The organism is Rhodopseudomonas sp. (assembly GCF_036404135.1).
Lineage (GTDB): Bacteria > Pseudomonadota > Alphaproteobacteria > Rhizobiales > Xanthobacteraceae > Rhodopseudomonas_A.
In genome coordinates, this window is record NZ_DASWPE010000004.1 from 1 (window position 1) to 18,327 (window position 18,327).

17 protein-coding genes are annotated in these 18,327 nt (G+C 66.7%); 3 read left to right on the forward strand and 14 right to left on the reverse strand.

The genetic code is table 11. The annotated features are described in order from the left end of the window. Window positions 1-275 precede the first annotated feature (275 nt). The 12 genes from thiL to VGC77_RS00525 all read right to left on the reverse strand — a co-directional run bounded on the left by thiL (window position 276) and on the right by VGC77_RS00525 (window position 11,550). Window positions 276-1,253, reverse strand: coding sequence for a thiamine-phosphate kinase (gene thiL, locus VGC77_RS00470; protein WP_331169614.1), 978 nt, complete (start codon window positions 1,251-1,253; stop codon window positions 276-278). Between the two features lie 402 nt (window positions 1,254-1,655). Further along, window positions 1,656-2,165 (reverse strand): transcription antitermination factor NusB, encoded by a 510-nt coding sequence (nusB, locus tag VGC77_RS00475; protein ID WP_331169615.1) that lies wholly within the window; start codon window positions 2,163-2,165, stop codon window positions 1,656-1,658. An 8-nt stretch (window positions 2,166-2,173) separates the two neighbouring features. Continuing rightward, window positions 2,174-2,665 (reverse strand): 6,7-dimethyl-8-ribityllumazine synthase, encoded by a 492-nt coding sequence (gene ribH / locus VGC77_RS00480; protein WP_331169616.1) that lies wholly within the window; start codon window positions 2,663-2,665, stop codon window positions 2,174-2,176. Between the two features lie 72 nt (window positions 2,666-2,737). Beyond that, window positions 2,738-3,346: a riboflavin synthase gene (locus tag VGC77_RS00485; RefSeq protein WP_331169617.1), complete on the reverse strand. Its 609-nt coding sequence runs from the start codon at window positions 3,344-3,346 to the stop codon at window positions 2,738-2,740. Continuing rightward, window positions 3,346-4,497 (reverse strand): bifunctional diaminohydroxyphosphoribosylaminopyrimidine deaminase/5-amino-6-(5-phosphoribosylamino)uracil reductase RibD, encoded by a 1,152-nt coding sequence (ribD, locus tag VGC77_RS00490; protein WP_331169618.1) that lies wholly within the window; start codon window positions 4,495-4,497, stop codon window positions 3,346-3,348. Before ribD ends, VGC77_RS00485 begins: the two co-directional genes overlap by 1 nt. Further along, the gene (gene nrdR / locus VGC77_RS00495; RefSeq protein WP_011473106.1) at window positions 4,494-4,979 is read right to left on the reverse strand and encodes a transcriptional regulator NrdR; all 486 of its coding nucleotides are present in this window, start codon (window positions 4,977-4,979) and stop codon (window positions 4,494-4,496) included. Before nrdR ends, ribD begins: the two co-directional genes overlap by 4 nt. A 27-nt stretch (window positions 4,980-5,006) precedes the next feature. Then, window positions 5,007-6,320 (reverse strand): serine hydroxymethyltransferase, encoded by a 1,314-nt coding sequence (gene glyA / locus VGC77_RS00500; protein WP_331169619.1) that lies wholly within the window; start codon window positions 6,318-6,320, stop codon window positions 5,007-5,009. Between the two features lie 193 nt (window positions 6,321-6,513). Continuing rightward, on the reverse strand, window positions 6,514-7,242 hold the full coding sequence (locus tag VGC77_RS00505; protein ID WP_331169620.1) for a haloacid dehalogenase type II: 729 nt from the start codon (window positions 7,240-7,242) through the stop codon (window positions 6,514-6,516). Between the two features lie 50 nt (window positions 7,243-7,292). Next, window positions 7,293-8,294: a class II fructose-bisphosphatase gene (gene glpX / locus VGC77_RS00510; RefSeq protein ID WP_331169621.1), complete on the reverse strand. Its 1,002-nt coding sequence runs from the start codon at window positions 8,292-8,294 to the stop codon at window positions 7,293-7,295. Window positions 8,295-8,356: 62 nt separating this feature from the next. After that, complete coding sequence (locus tag VGC77_RS00515) at window positions 8,357-9,676, reverse strand: homoserine dehydrogenase (RefSeq protein WP_331169622.1); 1,320 nt, start codon at window positions 9,674-9,676, stop codon at window positions 8,357-8,359. A gap of 99 nt (window positions 9,677-9,775) precedes the next feature. Next, window positions 9,776-10,996: an LL-diaminopimelate aminotransferase gene (locus VGC77_RS00520; protein ID WP_331169623.1), complete on the reverse strand. Its 1,221-nt coding sequence runs from the start codon at window positions 10,994-10,996 to the stop codon at window positions 9,776-9,778. Window positions 10,997-11,199: 203 nt separating this feature from the next. Then, the gene (locus tag VGC77_RS00525) at window positions 11,200-11,550 is read right to left on the reverse strand and encodes a transposase (RefSeq protein ID WP_331169624.1); all 351 of its coding nucleotides are present in this window, start codon (window positions 11,548-11,550) and stop codon (window positions 11,200-11,202) included. Window positions 11,551-11,895: 345 nt separating this feature from the next. Between VGC77_RS00525 and VGC77_RS00530 the strand changes: the two genes are divergently transcribed. The 3 genes from VGC77_RS00530 to VGC77_RS00540 all read left to right on the forward strand — a co-directional run bounded on the left by VGC77_RS00530 (window position 11,896) and on the right by VGC77_RS00540 (window position 16,932). Next, window positions 11,896-13,701, forward strand: a complete 1,806-nt coding sequence (locus VGC77_RS00530; RefSeq protein ID WP_331169625.1) for a class I poly(R)-hydroxyalkanoic acid synthase — start codon at window positions 11,896-11,898, stop codon at window positions 13,699-13,701. 230 nt (window positions 13,702-13,931) lie between these two features. Continuing rightward, complete coding sequence (locus VGC77_RS00535; protein WP_331169626.1) at window positions 13,932-14,330, forward strand: MAPEG family protein; 399 nt, start codon at window positions 13,932-13,934, stop codon at window positions 14,328-14,330. A 199-nt stretch (window positions 14,331-14,529) separates the two neighbouring features. Beyond that, complete coding sequence (locus tag VGC77_RS00540) at window positions 14,530-16,932, forward strand: bifunctional diguanylate cyclase/phosphodiesterase (RefSeq protein WP_331169627.1); 2,403 nt, start codon at window positions 14,530-14,532, stop codon at window positions 16,930-16,932. Between the two features lie 21 nt (window positions 16,933-16,953). Here the strand turns inward: VGC77_RS00540 and VGC77_RS00545 are convergent, their stop codons facing one another. Beyond that, window positions 16,954-17,316 (reverse strand): hypothetical protein, encoded by a 363-nt coding sequence (locus VGC77_RS00545; protein WP_331169628.1) that lies wholly within the window; start codon window positions 17,314-17,316, stop codon window positions 16,954-16,956. A 111-nt stretch (window positions 17,317-17,427) separates the two neighbouring features. After that, a complete protein-coding gene (locus VGC77_RS00550) occupies window positions 17,428-18,033 on the reverse strand; it encodes a class I SAM-dependent methyltransferase (RefSeq protein ID WP_331169629.1) in 606 nt (201 codons plus the stop codon). Between the last annotated feature and the right edge of the window lie 294 nt (window positions 18,034-18,327).

The following is an 18,327-nucleotide window of genomic DNA, read 5'->3' on the forward strand; positions in this document are numbered from 1 at the left end:
GCCCAGATGGCGTAGACAATGGAAAGCGCCCCGCAGAGCACAATCACCCATAATGCTGTCATTGATTTTGCCTCAGGTCCTTGGACTTGCCCCGCGTCCTGGACCGCGGGAGCGGAGGACGCACAAAAACAAGGCTCGCTCCGCTTAAAGGGCGGCCTCAAATCGGCGGGGACCATGCCAAAATCGCACCCGCGGTGCAACGCTGCGAAGGTCATAAATGTTTATTTTTGGAATGAATTTCGCAACACTCGATCGACGGGGCGCGGCCGTGGCGGCTAGAAGTGGCTGTAGGACAAGGCCGACAGCGCGATCGGGCGGCGCTGCGCGTCGCTGAATTGCGGAACCGCATGGCCTTCGGTGATCCGGCCGATCGTTGTCACCATGACGCCGGCGCGGCCGGCATCGGCACAAAATGCGGGCAGCCTGGCCTGCGGCACGGTGCAGAGAATCTCGTAATCGTCGCCGCAGGCAATCAACTGCTCGATTCGTCCGGCGCCGGCCCCCAGCACCGCGCGGGCGGCGTCGGATAATGGAATCGCCGCGGCCTCGATCGCGGCCGAAACCCCGGAGACCGCGCAGAGCTTGGCCAGATCGCCGGCCAAACCGTCGGAGACGTCCATCGCGGCCGAGGCGTGGTCGCGGACCGCCTGCGCCAGCGCGCTGCGCGGCTGCGGCTCGCGGTAACGCTGCACCAAGGCGACGCGGGCCTCGCCGAAGGCCGCGCCGGCCGCCGGCCCGCCCTTGAGAATGTCGAGGCCGAGCGCGGCGTCGCCGATCGTGCCGGAGACCACGACGTGATCGCCCGGCCTGGCGCCGGCGCGGCGCACCATGCCGCCCGCCGGCACCCGGCCGAACGCGGTCACCGAGATCATCAGCGGCCCCGGCGTCGAGACGGTATCGCCGCCGAGCAGCGGACAGCCGAACGCGGTCGCATCGGCGTCGAGTGCTTTGGCGAACGGCGCGAGCCAGGCATCCTCGGCGCTGCGCAGCGCCAACGTCAGCAGGAAGCCGGCGGGCGTGGCGCCCTTGGCGGCGAGATCCGACAGGTTGACCCGCAGCGCCTTGCGGGCGATGGTTTCGGGCGGATCGTCGGGCAAAAAATGCACGCCCTCGACGATGGCGTCGGTTGTCAGCACCAGATCGTCGGCCGAGGATGTCAGGACCGCGCAGTCGTCGCCGAGATCGAACGCGCCGGCGTCGCGTGCCAGCGGCTTGAAATAGCGCGCGATCAGGTCGTCTTCACCGGAAGCCATGCGTTGCCATCCATCGCCGCCGTCATCCTGTCCCTCACCGCAGCACAGCCCTGGGCCGCCACACACACCCCGTCATCCTGAGGAGCCCGGCGAGCCCGTCAGGGCGAAGCCGGGCGTCTCGAAGGATGCGCCGCAAAACCCTGTTGCCGCATCCTTCGAGGCTCGCCGCTTGCGCGGCTTCGCGCCTCAGGATGACGACTCACTTCACTGCTTCACCACACACTCCCCGTCATCCTGAGGAGCCCAGGCGAGCCCGTCAGGGCGAAGCCGGGCGTCTCGAAGGATGCGCCGCGAATCCTGTCGCCGCATCCTTCGAGGCTCGCCGCTTGCGCGGCTTCGCACCTCAGGATGACGATTCAGCACTCGCTGCAAGCGCGGCTTATCAGGAGGACGACTCCCGACCTACCCGCGTGAAAACTCCTCGGCGCGAAACTGCCGCGCGATCTGGTCGAGCACCGCGTTGACCATGCCGGTCTCCTCGCCCTCGACGAAGGCGTTGGCGACGTCGACATATTCCGAGACCACGACGCGGGCCGGCACGTCCTTGCGGTGCTCGAGCTCATAGGCCCCTGCCCGCATCACCGCGCGCAGAATCGCGTCGATCCGCGCCAGCGGCCAGCCTTTAGCCAAGGCGACGTCGATCAACGGATCGAGCCTGGCCTGGTCGCGCACCACGCCTGCCACCACATCCTGGAAGAACGCCTGCTCGGCCGGCAGATACTGATCGCCCTCGACCTCGTTGCCGAGCCAATGGCTTTCGAACTCGGCGAAGATGTCGTTGAGGCCGGCGCCGCCGACGTCCATCTGGTACAACGCCTGCACCGCGGCGAGCCGCGCCGCGCCGCGGCGGTTGGCCTTCTTCTCGCCCTTCGGCGCTTGCTTCTTGTCGATGGTCTTCTTGATTTCGGCCATGATGCCGTTCAGCTCCGCGCCAGACGGCGTTTGATCCGCAGCATCGCCAGCGCCGCCCGCGCCGCGTCGCCGCCCTTGTTGAGTTCGGAGGCCCGCGCGCGCGCCCAGGCCTGTTCGTCGGTGTTCACGGTGATGATGCCGTTGCCGAGCGGAAATTTCCGCGCCACCGCGAGATCCATCAGCGCCCGCGACGATTCCATCGAGACGATCTCGAAATGGATGGTGTCGCCGCGCACCACGCAGCCGAGCGCAATCGCCGCGTCGTAAGGCTTGCCGTGGGCTTGCGCGGCATCGAGCGCGATGGCGATCGCGGCGGGAATTTCCAACGCGCCCGGCACGGTGAGGATGTCATGACCGACGCCGGCCGCCTTGAGTTCGGCCAGTGCGCCTTCCAGCAGCGCGTCCTGGATATCGTCGTAGAACCGCGCTTCGACGATCAGCGCGCGGGCGCCGGAAACGTCGGTCTGGTCCTGCAACTGAGCGCGTCGCGCGTCCGCCATCGTGGATCCGTCATGAATGTGAATTGCGCACGGGTTTTAGGCGCAGCAACGGCCAAAGCCAAGGCCAAGCCGCTATTTCATTTCCGCGAGCCTTGCCGCGTAACGCGCCATCAGGTCGATTTCGAGGTTGATGGCGCTGCCCGTCTGCCATCCCGACAGCGTGGTGACCTCCAGCGTGTGCGGAATGATCAAGACTGAAAACGTGGTGTCGACCGCGCTGTTGACGGTCAGCGACACGCCGTCCAGCGTCACCGAACCCTTGGCGGCGATGAACCGCGCCAATTCGCGCGGCGCGGTCAATTCGAACCGCGCCATCTCGGTGAGGTCTTCGCGGCTGACCACGGTGGTGATGCCGTCGACATGGCCGGTGACGATGTGGCCGCCGAGTTCGTCGCCGATCTTCAGCGCGCGCTCGAGGTTCAGACGCGTGCCGACCCGCCAGTGCTTGGCGGAGGTCACGGCCAACGTTTCGGCGCCGGCGTCGACCTCATACCAGGTCCGGCCGTTCTCGACCCCGGTGCCGACCACGGTGAGGCAGATGCCGTTGGCGGCGATCGAGGCGCCGTCGGCGATGCTGGCGCGGTCGTAGCTGCAGGCGATCCGCAGCCGGTGCAGGCTGCCCTGCGCGGTCGGCGTCAGCGCCGTGATCTCGCCCATGTCGGTGATGATGCCGGTGAACATTAGCTGCGCTCGTAGATGGTGAGGGAATCGGGGCCCAGCGTGTCGCTGGCGCGAATTTTGAAGCCCGGGGAGTCGGTGATCGCCGTCAGCGGCAGGCCGTCGAGCGCGGCGACCCCGCCCTCGCCGATCGGTCGTGCGCCGCGCAGCAGCCAGACCTCGTCGACCAGACCCGCCGCGACCAACGACGAAGCGACCCGGGCGCCGCCTTCGACCAGAAGCCGGGTGATGCCGCGCTCGGCCAAAGCCCGCAGTGCCGCGGGCAGATCCAGCCCCGGCGTCGCCGCGCAATCCGCGACATGAATGATCTGCGCGCCCGCGGCGCCGAGCTTGGCCGCGGCCGCGGCTTCGGCCACTTCGGAGGCCAGCAGCCACAGCGGCGTGCGGCGGGCGGAATGCACCAGCTTGCTGTCGCCGGGCAGCCGCAGCGCGCGGTCGAGCACCACCCGGATCGGCGAGCGCTGTTCCATGCCGGGCAGCCGGCAGGTCAGCAGCGGATCGTCGGCCAACGCGGTGCGGATGCCGATCAGGATGGCGTCGCATTGCGCGCGCAACAGATGCACCCGCGCCCGCGCCGCCTCGCCGGTGATCGCGGTTGGCCGGCCCGCGGTCGCCGCGATCTTGTCGTCGGAGGAGACCGCGAGTTTCAGGATCACATGTGGCCGGCCGTCGCGGACCCGGCGGATATGCCCGGCATGATCGTGCGCGGCTTCCGCCCCGCACAGCCCGACATCGACCCGGATGCCGGCGGCGCGCAGCCGGGCATGGCCCTGCCCGGCCACCTGCGGATTGGGGTCCTCGATGGCGGAGACCACGCGGGCAATGCCGGCGGCGATCAATGCGTCGGCACAAGGCGGGGTCTTGCCGTGATGCGAGCACGGCTCCAGCGTCACATAAAGCGTGGCGCCGCGCGCCGCGGCCCCGGCGCGGCCGAGCGCCTCGACCTCGGCATGCGGCCTGCCACCGGGCTGGGTCCAGCCGCGGCCGACGATCAAACCGTCGTTCACGATCACCGCGCCGACCGCCGGATTGGGCGCGGTGCGGCCGAGACCGCGGCGGCCGAGCATCAGCGCCAATTTCATGAAGCGCAGATCGGACGCCTTCGCCTGATGGATCTTGTCGGCGACTTGATCTTCCAGGATGCGGAAGATCATTTCAGCCGCAGCGCGGCCAGCCGCGCCATCTCGTCGCCGGACAATTCGCCGAGCACGGCTTCAAAGTCCTTGGCCTCGCGGAAATTGCGATACACCGAGGCGAAGCGGACATAAGCGACGTCGTCGAGCTTGCGCAGATGCTCCATCACGATCTCGCCGATCGCCTCCGAGGAGATTTCCGCCTCGCCGGCGCTTTCCAATTCGCGGACAATCGCCGAGACCATCTTCTCGACCTTTTCCGGCTCCACCGGGCGCTTGCGCAAGGAGATCTGCACCGAGCGCACCAGCTTGTCGCGGTCGAACGGCACCCTTCGGCCGTTGCGCTTGATCACCGTCAGCTCGCGCAGCTGCACCCGCTCGAAGGTGGTGAAGCGGAAGTTGCAGGCCATGCAGACCCGCCGCCTGCGAATGACGGCGGAGTCTTCGGTCGGACGGGAGTCCTTGACCTGGGTGTCGAGAGAGCTGCAGCTCGGACAGCGCATGCGGAGTCCTTCAAGAGTCAGAGACCCTTACTGGTAGATCGGGAAGCGATCGGTAAGCTCTTTGACCCGCGCCTTGACGGCGGCCTCGACCAAGGGCGCGGTGCCGTCTTCGGACTGCGCGATGGCGTTCAGCACCTCGGCGATCATGCCGCCGACCTGCTGGAACTCGGCGACGCCGAAGCCGCGGGTGGTCGCCGCCGGAGTGCCGAGCCGAATGCCCGACGTCACGAACGGCTTTTCCGGATCGTAGGGAATGCCGTTCTTGTTGCAGGTGATGCCGGCGCGGACCAGCGCCTTCTCCGAGACGTTGCCCTTCAGGCTCTTCGGCCGCAGGTCGACCAGCATGAGGTGGTTGTCGGTCCCGCCGGAGACGATGTCGAAGCCGTGGCCGCGCAGGGTTTCCGCAAGCGCCTTGGCATTTTCGACAACGTTCTTCGCGTAGACCTTGAAGTCGGGCTGCAGCGCTTCCTTGAACGCCACGGCCTTCGCGGCGATGACGTGCATTAGCGGGCCGCCCTGCAGCCCGGGGAAGATCGCCGAGTTGAACTTCTTGGCCAGCGCCTCGTCATTGGTCAGGATCAGGCCGCCGCGCGGGCCGCGCAGCGACTTGTGCGTGGTGGTGGTGACGACATGGGCGTGCGGCACCGGATTGGCATGCACGCCGCCGGCGACCAGACCGGCGAAATGCGCCATGTCGACCATGAAATAGGCCCCGACGTGGTCTGCGATCTCGCGGAACCGCTTGAAATCCCAGGCCCGCGAATAGGCCGAGCCGCCGGCGATGATCAGCTTCGGCCTGTTGGCCTCGGCGATCTTGGCAACCTCGTCCATGTCGATGATGCCGTCCTCGCGGCGCACCGTGTAATGCACCGGCTTGAACCATTTGCCGGACATGTTGACCGAGGAACCGTGGGTCAGATGGCCGCCGGCGGCGAGATCGAGACCCATGAAGGTATCGCCCGGCTGCAACAGCGCCAAAAACACCGCCTGGTTCATCTGGCTGCCGGAATTCGGCTGCACATTGGCAAAGCCGGCGCCGAACAGCTTCTTGGCGCGCTCGATCGCCAGGTTTTCAGCGACGTCGACGAATTCGCAGCCGCCGTAATAGCGGTGGCCGGGATAGCCCTCGGCGTATTTGTTGGTCATCACCGAGCCCTGGGCTTCCATCACCGCGCGGCTGACGATGTTCTCCGAGGCGATCAACTCGATCTCGTGGCGCTGCCGGCCGAGCTCGCCTTTGATCGCCGCGGCGATCTCCGGATCGGTCTCGGCGATCGAGGCGGAAAAGAACGAGTCGGGGGCGGAAGCGCTGCTGGCTGAGGATTTGGCGGATGAGCTCATGGCGAAATGTCTCCACTGCCGCAATCCCTTAGCCAATGAGGCGGGACCAATGCGGGCGGCTGTCTGGGGCGGTCGGAAGCAGGCAGGCCAATATCATATCCGGCCCAAATGGCCAAGGTTTTGCGGCTGCCGAGCGACATTTAAGCAAGATATGGTGGATGCGCCAGGGTAGCGCGCCGCGGGGCCGGCCCGCTCAGCAGCCCAGCCGCGCGGCCAGTTCGCCGAAATCCCGCGCCACGACGTCCCAGGCGCCATTGGGCTCGAAGTCGCGCACCTGCAGCGGGCCGTATTCGGTGGGGCGCGCCACGAAGCCGGTCTTCAGCCCCAACGCCTGCGCCGCCGCAAGATCATTGTTGTGCGCGGCGACCAGCATCACCTCCCCGGGCGCGAGGCAGAGCAGCTTGGCGGCGCCGAGATAGGTCTCCGGATCGGGCTTGTAATGCCGCGAGATGTCGCCGCCGATGATCAGGTCGAACGGCAGCCCGGCGGTTTTCGCAAGATTGGTGAGCAGCGCGACATTGCCGTTCGACAGCGGCGACAGGATGTAGTTGCGCTTCAGCCGGGTCAGGCCTTCGACCACGTCCGACCACGGCTTCAGCCGCCGCCAGCCCATCGTCATGTAATGCAAATCGGCGTCGCTGAGGCCCTGGATGCCGAACTCGGCCACCAGCCGCTCCAGCGACTGCCGGTGCAGCGTGTCGAGGATGACGAAGCCGCGCTCCGGATTCTTGCGCACCTCGTTCATCGACGGCACATAGGCCTGCCGCCAGGCGTCGACCAGCGTGGTCCAGTCGGCGCTGAGGCCGCGCTTCGCCGACCATTGCGTGAGGTCGGCGATCAGGCTGCCGCGCCAATCCACCACGGTGCCGAAGATGTCGAACAGTAGCGCCTTCACCGCGGGAGTATCAGCTTTGGTGGTCATGACGCTCTCCCGCGGATCGATGTGTGAGTTTCTTGTTAGCTGCGGCTCGTTCAATCGAGGTGGAATTTGTCGAGCTGGCGGTGATCGGCCTTGATGTAGCGCACCGTGCCGGTGACCGAGCGCATCACCACGGTCTCGGTCTGGATCACATTGTCCTTGCGGAACTTGACGCCGGACAACAGCGAGCCGTCGGTGACGCCGGTGGCGGCGAACAGGCAGTCGCCCTGCGCCATGTCCTCGATCGCGTAGATCTTGTTCGGATCGCTGACGCCCATCGATTCCGCGCGGTTGCGCTTCTCATGGGTGTCGAGGATGAGCCTGGTGTACATCTGGCCGCCGATGCAGCGCAGCGCAGCGGCAGCCAGCACGCCTTCCGGCGCGCCGCCGGTGCCGATATAGATATCGACGCCGGTGTTGTCCGGGTCGGCGGTGTGAATCACGCCGGCGACGTCGCCGTCGGTGATCAGCCGCACCGAGGCGCCGGTCTTGCGGATCGCCGCGATCAGTTCGGCATGGCGGGCGCGGTCGAGCACCAAGGCGGTGATGCCGGAGGTCGGCACGCCCTTGGCCTGGGCGACGCGGCGGATATTTTCTTCCGGCGTGGCGTCGATATCGATCAGGTGCTTGTCATAGCCCGGCCCGATCGCGATCTTCTGCATGTAGACGTCGGGGGCGTGCAACAGCGTGCCGCCTTCGGCCATCGCCATGGTGGCGATCGCGCCCGGCATGTTCTTGGCGCACAGCGTGGTGCCTTCCAACGGATCGACCGCGATGTCGACCTTCGGCCCGGCGTTGATGCCGACCTTTTCGCCGATGAACAGCATCGGCGCTTCGTCGCGTTCGCCCTCGCCGATCACCACGGTGCCCTCGATCGGAATGCGGTTGAGTTCGCGGCGCATCGCGTCGACCGCGGCCTGATCGGCGGCCTTTTCCTGGCCGTGGCCGCGCAACCGCGCCGCCGACACAGCGGCGCGTTCGGTCACCCGCACGATCTCCAGGGTGAGAATCCGCTCCAGCAACAGCTGCGGCGGAACGGAAATAATCGTCGACATCGGCTCAACTCCTCAAACGTCGGTCCGGCCCATGATCCTGAATGGAGAATGGCCGCGAGAGACTAATTCTTCTCAATTCGGATGACCTGCGGCCGACCGCTGATCACCTTGTCGCGCTGCACCGCGGCGAGCGCGCGGCGCACCGCGTCCTCGGTGGTCGCGTAAGTGATCAGGATCACCGGCACCGGCGATGATGTCTTGTGGCTGCCGCCGTCGCGGTTGCCGTTGGGATGGCGCTGCACGATGGATTCGATCGAGATGCCCTGCTCCGCCAGCCTGGTCGCGATGGTCGCCGCGGTGCCGGTGAGGTCGCGCGCCATCAGCCGGATGTAGTAGCCGCCCTCGTGGCGCTCCATCGGCGCCTTGCGGGTGGTGCCGAGCTTGGCGATCGGCCGGCCGAATGGCAGCGCGCGGATGCCGCGGGCGACGTCGGCGATATCGGCGATCACCGCCGAGGCGGTGGCTTCGGCGCCGGCGCCCGGGCCGACCAGCGTGATCGGGCTCAGCCCGTCGCCATCGATGGTCACCGCATTGGTGACGCCCATCACCTGGGCGATCGACGAACTCCGCGGCACCATGGTCGGATGCACGCGCTGCTCGATGCCGGTCTTGGTGCGCACCGCGACGCCGAGCAGCTTGACCCGGTAGCCGAGTTCGGCGGCGGCGGCGAGGTCTTCCGGGGCGATCGAGGAAATGCCTTCGACATACACCGCGGCCTGCGCGACCTTGGTGCCGAAGGCGAGGCTGGCCAGGATCGACAGTTTCTGCGCGGTGTCGTGGCCGTCGACGTCGAACGACGGATTGGCCTCGGCATAGCCGAGCCGTTGCGCGTCCTTCAGACAGGCGTCGAACGACAGCCCCTCCTGCTCCATGCGGGTCAGGATGTAATTGCAGGTGCCGTTGAGGATGCCGTAGATGCGGTTGATGCCGGTGCCGGCGAGGCCTTCGCGCAGCGTCTTGATCACCGGGATCGCGGCGCCGACCGCGGCCTCATAGTTCAGCGCGCCGCCGTGCTGCTCGGCCAGCGCCGCCAGCCGCAGCCCGTGCTTGGCGATCAAGGCCTTGTTGGCGGTGACCACGGATTTGCCGAGCCCGAGCGCCGCCTCGATCGCCGACAGCGCCGGCTCGTCGGCGCCGCCGATCAATTCCACGAAGCAGTCGATTTCGGGGTCGGTGGCCAGCGCCAGCGGCGATTTCGCCCAGGCCACGCCGCGCAGGTCGATGCCGCGCTTCTTGGCCTTGGAGCGGGCGGTGACCGCCACCACGCGCACCGAGCGGCCGCAGCGCGCCGCCAAGACCTTGTCTTGCCGCGCGATCAGACGGAACAGCTCGGCACCAACGGTGCCGAGCCCCGCGATACCCAGTTTCAGGGGAGCGACCATGACGCGATCAACCTGCCGGAGCACATTTCATTGGGCATGACGGTCCGGAGCCGGCGCGTCCCCGGGGCAAGCCCGAGGCGGTCCGTTTCGGGATCATGCCTATCGCCGGGTGGCGAGTGGAACGACGTTGTGCAACGTTTCAATGCCGGTTTCAAGGAAGCGGCGCACGCCGCGGGCGGCCTGCCGGATCCGCTGCTCGTTTTCCACCATGGCGATGCGCACGAAGCCCTCGCCGTGCTCGCCGAACGCCACGCCCGGCGACACCACGACGCCCGACTTCTCCACCATCAAGGTGGCGAACTGCATCGAGCCGACGTCCTTGAACGCCGGCGGCAGCGGCGCCCAGGCGAACATCGAGGCCTGCGGCGGCGGGATCTCCCAGCCGGCGCGGCCGAAACTCTCCACCAGCGCGTCGCGGCGCTTGCGGTAGGTATCGCGCATCTCCTTGATGCAGTCGTCGGGACCGTTCAACGCCGCGGTGGCGGCGACCTGCACCGGGGTGAAGGCGCCGTAATCCAGATAGGACTTCACCCGCGCCAAGGCTGCGATGATGCGCTCATTGCCGACCGCAAAGCCCATCCGCCAGCCGGCCATCGAAAAGGTCTTCGACATCGAGGTGAATTCGACGGTGACGTCCATCGCGCCCGGCACCTGCAGCACCGAGGGCGGCGGGTTGGCATCGTCGAAATACACTTCGGCGTAAGCGAGGTCCGACAGAATATAAATCTCGTGCTTCTTCGCGAACGCCACCAGGTCCTTGTAGAAATCCAGGCTCGCCACATAGGCAGTCGGGTTCGACGGATAGCAGGCGATCAGCGCAATCGGCTTCGGAATGGAATGAATGATCGCGCGCTCGGCGGCGGCGAAGAAGTCCGGCGTCGGCTCCGAGGGCACCGAGCGGACCACGCCGCCGGCCATCAGGAAGCCGAAGGCGTGGATCGGATAGCTCGGATTCGGCACCAGCACGACGTCGCCGGGCGAGGTGATCGCCTGCGCCACATTGGCGAAGCCTTCTTTGGAGCCGAGCGTCGCCACCACCTGGGTGTCGGGATTGAGCTTCACTCCGAAGCGGCGGTCGTAATAGGCGGCCTGGGCCTTGCGCAGGCCGGTGATGCCGCGCGACGCCGAATAGCGGTCGGTGCGCGGCTTGCCGAGGGTCTCTTTAAGCTTTTCAATGACATGGGCCGGCGCCGGCAGGTCGGGATTGCCCATTCCGAGGTCGATAATGTCCGCACCGGCGTTGCGCGCAGCGGCCTTGGCCCGATTGACCTGTTCGAACACATAGGGCGGCAAACGGCGGATGCGGTAAAATTCTTCCATAGTCGTGACTCCCGAACCTTGGCGGCAGGATCGATAGCGCGTTCTTACCCGAAGGGGAATCCGATTCGCGTGAAGAATCGCGCTGTTTTCACGATTTGGCGCAAGTTGAGCGGCGTGGCTGGCATGCGTCGCGAGCGTGACCAGGCGCAGCCGGACCGGCGCGATCCTAGCACGGCGACCGGCCGACGCCAGCGGTGTCGGCGCTATTTCGCGATCGCCGGCGCGGCATTGGCGGTGACGGAGCCGGCGGTTGCGGCCGCCGCTGCGGCGGCGGTCTGCCGCTCGCGGGCGGCGATCAATTCGCCCTCCAGCTTGGTGCGCTCGCCGGGTTCCAGGGCCTTCTCCTCGCGCCCCGCCGGCAACGCGTTGACCGCGAGATAGCCGTTGGAATCCTTGTCCTTGTCGTCGCTGGCGCCGAGCAGCGGCATGTCGGAGACCGGAATCGAGCAACCGCCGAGGGACAGCCCGGCCCCTAGCCCGACCAGCAGCAGCGCCACGGCGGCGGCGCGGCAGCGCCTGCTGCGGCGCGCATCGATCGGTTCTGAACTTGTCACATCCCCTCGCATGGCGCGGCAATAGCATCGAAGCGGCAAGAGTCCAGACGGAAATTATACGATGCGCGGTGCCGACTGCAACCGCCGCCGTGGCGCGATCCGTCGTCGCAACGGGGCCACCCTTTCAGGCGCCGACGCCAGTCCAGACCCGCAACCATCCAACCTCCAGGCGATTATTTCGAGGTCAACAAAGCGCGACACTGGGTCGCCAATATGGCTCGAACCGAGCTTTTTTGTCGCAGTGCAATACATAGAAATCAGCGACATTAACCGAATTGTGCCATCATCGCTGCAGGCGGTGGCAAACCGTGATGGGATCGTGAGACGGATCTTAGAGTGGCGCGAATGAGTGAGATGATCACCGAAACCAAGGCGGCCCCGAGCTTTGACCCGGAGGCGTTTGCGCTCAATCTGGCGCGCGCCATGGAGAGCAGCGGCAAGGCGCTCGCCAGCTATCTGAAGCCGCGCGACAACGCCGAGCCGCTCGACAAGCCGCCGCCGGAAATCACCGAGGTGGTGAAGACGCTGTCGACGGTCGCCAACTACTGGCTGTCCGACAAGGAACGCGCCGCGCAGATCCAGACCAAGCTCGGCAAGTCCTATCTCGATCTGTGGGGTGCGGCGATGCGGCGGATGGCCAATGAGGACGCCGCCCCCGCCATCGAAGTGCCGCCGCGCGACAAGCGGTTCGCCGCCCCGGAATGGAAGTCCAGCCCATTCTACGATTTCCTGGTGCAGGCCTATCTGCTGACCACGCAATGGGCCTATCAGCTGGTGCGCGACGCCGAAGACATCGACCCGCATACCCGGAAGAAGGCCGAATTCTACATCCAGCAGATCACCAACGCGCTGGCGCCGTCGAATTTCGTGCTGACCAATCCGGAAGTGCTGCGGCAGACGCTGTCGTCAAACGCCGACAATCTGGTGCGCGGCATGACCATGCTGGCGGAGGACATCGCCGCCGGAGGCGGCCAGTTGCGGATCAGGCAGTCCGACCCGGGCAATCTCGAGGTCGGCGTCAACATGGCGACGACGCCCGGCAAGGTGATCTTCCAGAACGAACTGATGCAACTGATCCAGTATCACCCGACCACCGAGAACGTGCTGCGCACGCCGCTCTTGATCGTGCCGCCGTGGATCAACAAATACTACATCCTGGATCTGAAGCCGGAAAAGTCTTTCATCAAATGGTGCGTCGACCAGGGCCTCACGGTGTTCGTGATCTCCTGGGTTAATCCCGACCGGAGCCTCGGCCACAAGACCTTCGACGACTACATGAAACAGGGGCCGCTGACCGCGATGGACGTCATCGAGCAGGTCACTGGCGAGATGAAGGTGCACACCATCGGCTATTGCGTCGGTGGCACCCTGCTCGCGGCGACGCTGGCCTGGCTCGCCGAGAAGCGCCGGGTCCGCGTCACCTCGGCGACGCTGTTGACCGCGCAGGTCGACTTCACCCACGCCGGCGACCTTCTGGTGTTCGTCGACGAGGAGCAGATCGCCGCGCTGGAGCGCGAGATGCAGGCCAACGGCGTGCTGGAAGGCTCGAAGATGGCGATGGCGTTTAATATGCTGCGCTCCAACGACCTGATCTGGTCCTATGTGGTCAGCAACTATCTGAAGGGTCAGCCGCCCTCGGCGTTCGACCTGTTACACTGGAATTCCGACTCGACGCGGATGCCGGCGGCGAACCATTCCTATTATTTGCGCAACTGCTATCTCGACAACCGGCTGTCGGCCGGCACCATGGTGCTCGACAACACCCTGCTCGATCTCTCCAAGATCAAGGTGCCGATCTACAACCTCGCGACCCGCGAGGATCACATCGCGCCGGCGGAATCCGTGCTGTACGGCTCGCAATTCTTCGGCGGGCCGGTGAAATACGTGTTGTCCGGCTCCGGCCACATCGCCGGTGTGGTCAACCCGCCGGCGTCGGGCAAGTACCAGTACTGGACCAACGATAGCAGCAAGGCCTCGACGGTCGCCGAATGGATCAAGGACGCCCAGGAGCACAAGGGCTCGTGGTGGCCGGACTGGCGGCAATGGCTGGCCGGCATCGACCCCGAGGAAGTCCGGGCGCGCAGCGTCGGCAGCGCGGCGCGGCCGCCGCTCGAGGACGCGCCGGGCAGCTACGTCCGTGTGCGGGCCTGACCGAGTCGGTCGAGCGGCATCTCCAGCGGCAGCCGTCATTCCGGGGCGCGAGGGCGAAGCCCGAGCGAACCCGGAATCTTGCCACCGGGTTCAATCACCCAGAGGCGCAACCAGACGCGGAGCGAGATTCCGGGTTCGCTTGCCCTGCGGGCGCGCGCCCCGGAATGACTTCGAATTGACTACATCCTATTGAATACCCACGCACCCATGTCTCTGAAAGGATTCTGCCGATGACGCGCGAACTGTTCTGGCTGACGCTGACGGCGATGCTGACCGGGGTGATGTGGCTGCCCTACATTCTCAACCGGGTGCAGGTGCGCGGGGTATTGGGGGCCACGGCCAATCCATCGCGCAGCGACAAGCCGCAGGCCGCCTGGGCCAGCCGGATGATGTTCGCGCACGAGAACGCCGCGGAAAATCTCGTGGTGTTCGCAACCCTGGTGCTGGTGCTCAACGCCATCGATTACTCCAGCAAATGGACGGTGCTGGCGGCGGCGAGCTATTTCTGGGCGCGGCTGGTGCACGCCATCGTCTACACGCTCGGCATTCCGGTCGCCCGAACGCTGGCGTTCCTGGTCGGATTTGCCGCGCAGGCGGTGCTGGCGCTGGGGATCTTCCAGATCGTCTGAGCATGAAAGCCGCGACGCGGTCTATTGCGGCGGCCTGACCGCGCCCGATCGGCTGGCGTAGCACCGCTTGGATCACGGTGCAGCGCGCCGCGCGGCTAGTAGGATTACGAGGCCGCGGGATCAGGCAATTGTTAGGCACGACGCGTGAGGTCATTGCGTCCTCCACTGGACATTAAACAATCTCGTTCGTGCTGGGGGTATGCATCAGGTCTATATCTGTCTCACCGCCCAGCATGATCTGCGGCTTCTGGCGCTGACGGCGACAATCTGCCTGTTTGTCAGCACGGTCAGTATCGGGCTGTTCAACCATTGCCGCACGGTGCGCGGCCGCGGCCGGCTGTTGTGGCTGGGAATCACCGCGATCGCCGCCGGCTTCGGCATCTGGGCGACGCACTTCATCGGCATGCTGGCGTTCGATCGGTCGGGGCTCGCCACCTATGACGTCGGGGCGACGATTCTTTCGCTGTTGCTGGCGATCCTGATCACCGGCGTCGGGCTCGGCGTCACGCTGCGCGGCCGCACCACCGCGGCGCGGGCGACCGGCGGAGCGATCATCGGGCTTGGCATCGCGGCGATGCATTACACCGGCATTCAATCGCTCGATGCCACTGAGCCGATCGTGTGGTCGCCGGCCGGCGTACTGGCCTCGGTGACGCTCGGCGTGTCGTTCGCCAGTCTGGCGATGGTGGCGATCGGGCCCCGGCAGAACATCCGTCGGGCGCTGGCCGCGGCTTGTCTGCTCGCCGTCGCGGTGCTGGCGCTGCATTTCTCCGCGATGGCCGCCATCCTCGTGCTGCCGCCGGCCGATAGCGGCGCCGCCGCGCTATCCTCCGCCACGATGGCGCTCGGCGTCGCCGGCGTGGCGCTGGCGGTGTTCGCGATCTGCCTGCTGGCGGCGATCAGCGACAGTCACGCTCATACGCTGCTATCCCGGCAAAGAATGCTGCTCGACGTCGCGCTGGAGAACATGCCGCAGGCGCTTTGCATGTTCGACGCCGAGGGCCGCGCCGCGGTGTTCAACCGCCGCTTCGCCAAGATGGCGATGCTGCCGATGAAGTCGCTGCGCGGCATCTCGCTGCTCGAGATCTTCGAACGCCGCAAGGCGATCGGCGACTTCAAGGGCGATCCCAAAGCGGTGTATTCCGAGACTCTGGCGATCATCCGCGCCGGCAAGCCGAGCATCAAGATCGATGAGAACTCGACCAGCGGCAGGGTGGTGCGGATCACCGAACAGCCGCTGTCGGGCGGCGGCTGGGTGGCGACGCTGGAAGACATCACCGAGTGGCGCCAGGCGCAGGACCAGATCGCGCATCTGGCGCACCACGATCCGCTGACCAACCTGCCGAACCGCGCGAAATTCCACGAGGCGTTGCAGCGGGTGCTGACCAGTTCGCGCAGCGGCGACAGATTCGCGGTGCTGTACGTCGATCTCGACCACTTCAAGGAGATCAACGACAGCCTCGGACATGTGATCGGCGACGGCGTGCTGGTGGAGATGGCGCGGCGGCTGGCGCACTGCGTGCGCGACGGCGACACCGTGGCGCGGATCGGCGGCGACGAATTCGCCATCGTGCAGATCGGCCTGCACAAGCAGGACTCCGATGCCGCGGCGCTGGCCAGCCGCATCGTCGAAACCATCGCGGTGCCGTTCGAGATCCAGGGGCGGCTGTTGCGGCTCGGCACCAGCGTCGGCATCACGGTGGCGCCGGGCGGCGGCGGCGACGCCGAACAACTGATCAAGGAGGCCGACATGGCGCTGTACCGCGCCAAGGCCGAGGGCCGCGGCACCTATCGCTTCTTCGAGATCGGCATGGACGCCCACGCCCAGGCCCGCCGCCTGCTCAGCGCCGATCTGCGCCACGCCATCATCCGTGCCGAATTCACCGTCGACTATCAGGCGGTGCACGACGTCGCCGCCGACCGCATCACCTGCTTCGAGGCGCTGCTGCGCTGGAATCACCCGCAGCGCGGCGTCATGCTGCCGGGCCTGTTCCTGCGGCTCGCCGAGGAGAACGGGCTGATCGTGCCGATCGGCGACTGGGTGCTGCGCACCGCCTGCGCCGACGCCGCGCGCTGGCACACCGACGCCCGGATCGCGGTCAATCTGTCGCCGGCGCAATTCAGGCATCCCGACCTGGTGCGGGCGGTGGCGGCGGCGCTGGCGGAGTCCGGCCTGCCCGCGCCGCGGCTCGAACTGGAGATCGCCGAATCGGTGTTCCTGCACGACAGCACCGCGACGCTGGTGACGCTGCGGGCGCTGCAAGCGCTCGGCGTGCGGATCGCGATGGACCATTTCGGCGCCGGCTATTCGCTGCTCGGCTACCTGCGCAATTTTGCGTTCGATCAGATCAAGATCGACCACTCCCTGGTGCAAGAAATCGGCCATCGCGACGACGCCGGCACCTTGGTCCGCGCCATCACCGGCTTCGGCAAGAGCCTCGGCGTCGCCACCTCCGCCACCGGCGTCGAAACCGGCGAGCAGCTCGCGCTGCTGCGCCGCGAGGGCTGCAACGAGGTGCAAGGGCCGCTGTTCGGGCCGCCGCAGACGGCGCGCGAGGTCGAGCAATTCTTCGCCGCGCGAAGGGGCCTCGGCGTGGCCTGAGCCGCCTGCGGGCCGCGCCCGCTACAGGCTGGACAGCCCCGCCAGCAGCAGCGCGACGCCGGCCAGCCCCACGGTGACGTGGGTGCCGAGCACGACGTTGGCCGCCAACGGCGAGCGGCGCGCCAATGCGGCGATGAATCCGGAAAATGCCGACACCGCGAACAGCCCGGCGGCGATCTTGGCGAACGAGCCCGGTGCTGCGAACGACGCGCCGTCCGGGGTGCCGTGCAGCAGCATCACCAAGGTTTCCAGCCCGCCGAAGCCGAGCAACAGATGCAGCGCCACCAGCGCCTGCTTGCGCTCGCCGCGCAGATACAACAGCAGCAGATAGAGGCCGAGCAGCGCGGAGCCGGTCAACAGCACGACGACGGGCGTCGGGGTCATGCGGGATCCTCTCGATGATGGCGGCCGCCAACATTGAAGAATGCCGCGCGCCAAGCGTCAACCGGATTGTCTCGCCGGCGCGGCGCCCTCGCCGATCCGGTGAAGCCGGCCTTACGCTGGTTTCTGCGCCATGACGTGCAGGAAGCTCGCCAGTTCGCCGTCAAAACCCTTGCCTTGGTCGTGCGCCACTGCAACCGACGCCCACGCCCCGGCCTCGGCGTAACGCGCGCGCAGCCAGTGTTCCGACGGATAGTTGTAGTAGCGCGAAAGCCTGTCCCTGCCCTCGCCCTCGCCGGATTTGAAGCTCGCATAGCACCAGCCGCCCGGTTTCAGCGCGCGCCAGATCCGTGCCAGCACCGCCGAAAGCTCATCGCGCGGCACGTGCAGCAGGCAGGCATAGGCCCACACCCCGTCATAAGCCGCGACCGCGTCGAGCTCGTGGAACAGCATGGTTTTCACTTCGCGGCCGAGCCGCTGCGCCGCCTGCGCGGCCATTTCCGGCGAGCCGTCGGTTGGATGTACGTCGAAGCCGGCGGCAATCATCTGCGCCGCCTGGTAGCCGGCGCCGCAGCCGAGTTCGAGGATCGATCCGCCCGGCGGCAAGGCCGCCAGAAACCGCGTCATCTGCTCGGTGCCGCGCGGCTGCCGCTGCGCATAGGCCGGCGCATTGTCGCGATAGAATTTGAGCGTGGCGTCGTCAGAGCTGGTGTTGGTCACGGGTGATCCTGTGAGTTTTGCCGACGCATCCGCGCGCCGCACGGTCGTTAAGTCACCGCCGCATTTCAACGAGTCGTCCCTGCGCACGCAGGGACCCATACGGCGCGGAGTCGCCTTTGAGCAGTGATGATGGGCCTGTTTGCAAATTTGCCGCCAGGGGTGATGGGTCCCTGCGTGCGCACTAAGGCATGCACACATCTCTGAGGCTCCATCCTGCGGCGATGGCGGAGAAGCGTTCGAGGCCGTGCTTGAAGGTGATGGGGCCGGGAGGTTTGGACGATGGATAGCCGTCCC

Excerpts from the sequence above, each read along its gene's own strand:
- VGC77_RS00540 (WP_331169627.1), top strand. The coding sequence starts at position 14,530 with ATGCATCAGGTCTATATCTGTCTCACCGCCCAGCATGATCTGCGGCTT.
- glpX (WP_331169621.1), bottom strand. The coding sequence starts at position 8,294 with ATGTCGACGATTATTTCCGTTCCGCCGCAGCTGTTGCTGGAGCGGATT.
- nrdR (WP_011473106.1), bottom strand. The coding sequence starts at position 4,979 with ATGCGCTGTCCGAGCTGCAGCTCTCTCGACACCCAGGTCAAGGACTCC.
- thiL (WP_331169614.1), bottom strand. The coding sequence starts at position 1,253 with ATGGCTTCCGGTGAAGACGACCTGATCGCGCGCTATTTCAAGCCGCTG.
- VGC77_RS00520 (WP_331169623.1), bottom strand. The coding sequence starts at position 10,996 with ATGGAAGAATTTTACCGCATCCGCCGTTTGCCGCCCTATGTGTTCGAA.
- VGC77_RS00515 (WP_331169622.1), bottom strand. The coding sequence starts at position 9,676 with ATGGTCGCTCCCCTGAAACTGGGTATCGCGGGGCTCGGCACCGTTGGT.
- glyA (WP_331169619.1), bottom strand. The coding sequence starts at position 6,320 with ATGAGCTCATCCGCCAAATCCTCAGCCAGCAGCGCTTCCGCCCCCGAC.
- nusB (WP_331169615.1), bottom strand. The coding sequence starts at position 2,165 with ATGGCCGAAATCAAGAAGACCATCGACAAGAAGCAAGCGCCGAAGGGC.
- ribH (WP_331169616.1), bottom strand. The coding sequence starts at position 2,665 with ATGGCGGACGCGCGACGCGCTCAGTTGCAGGACCAGACCGACGTTTCC.
- VGC77_RS00535 (WP_331169626.1), top strand. The coding sequence starts at position 13,932 with ATGACGCGCGAACTGTTCTGGCTGACGCTGACGGCGATGCTGACCGGG.
- ribD (WP_331169618.1), bottom strand. The coding sequence starts at position 4,497 with ATGATCTTCCGCATCCTGGAAGATCAAGTCGCCGACAAGATCCATCAG.
- VGC77_RS00505 (WP_331169620.1), bottom strand. The coding sequence starts at position 7,242 with ATGACCACCAAAGCTGATACTCCCGCGGTGAAGGCGCTACTGTTCGAC.
- VGC77_RS00485 (WP_331169617.1), bottom strand. The coding sequence starts at position 3,346 with ATGTTCACCGGCATCATCACCGACATGGGCGAGATCACGGCGCTGACG.
- VGC77_RS00545 (WP_331169628.1), bottom strand. The coding sequence starts at position 17,316 with ATGACCCCGACGCCCGTCGTCGTGCTGTTGACCGGCTCCGCGCTGCTC.
- VGC77_RS00530 (WP_331169625.1), top strand. The coding sequence starts at position 11,896 with ATGAGTGAGATGATCACCGAAACCAAGGCGGCCCCGAGCTTTGACCCG.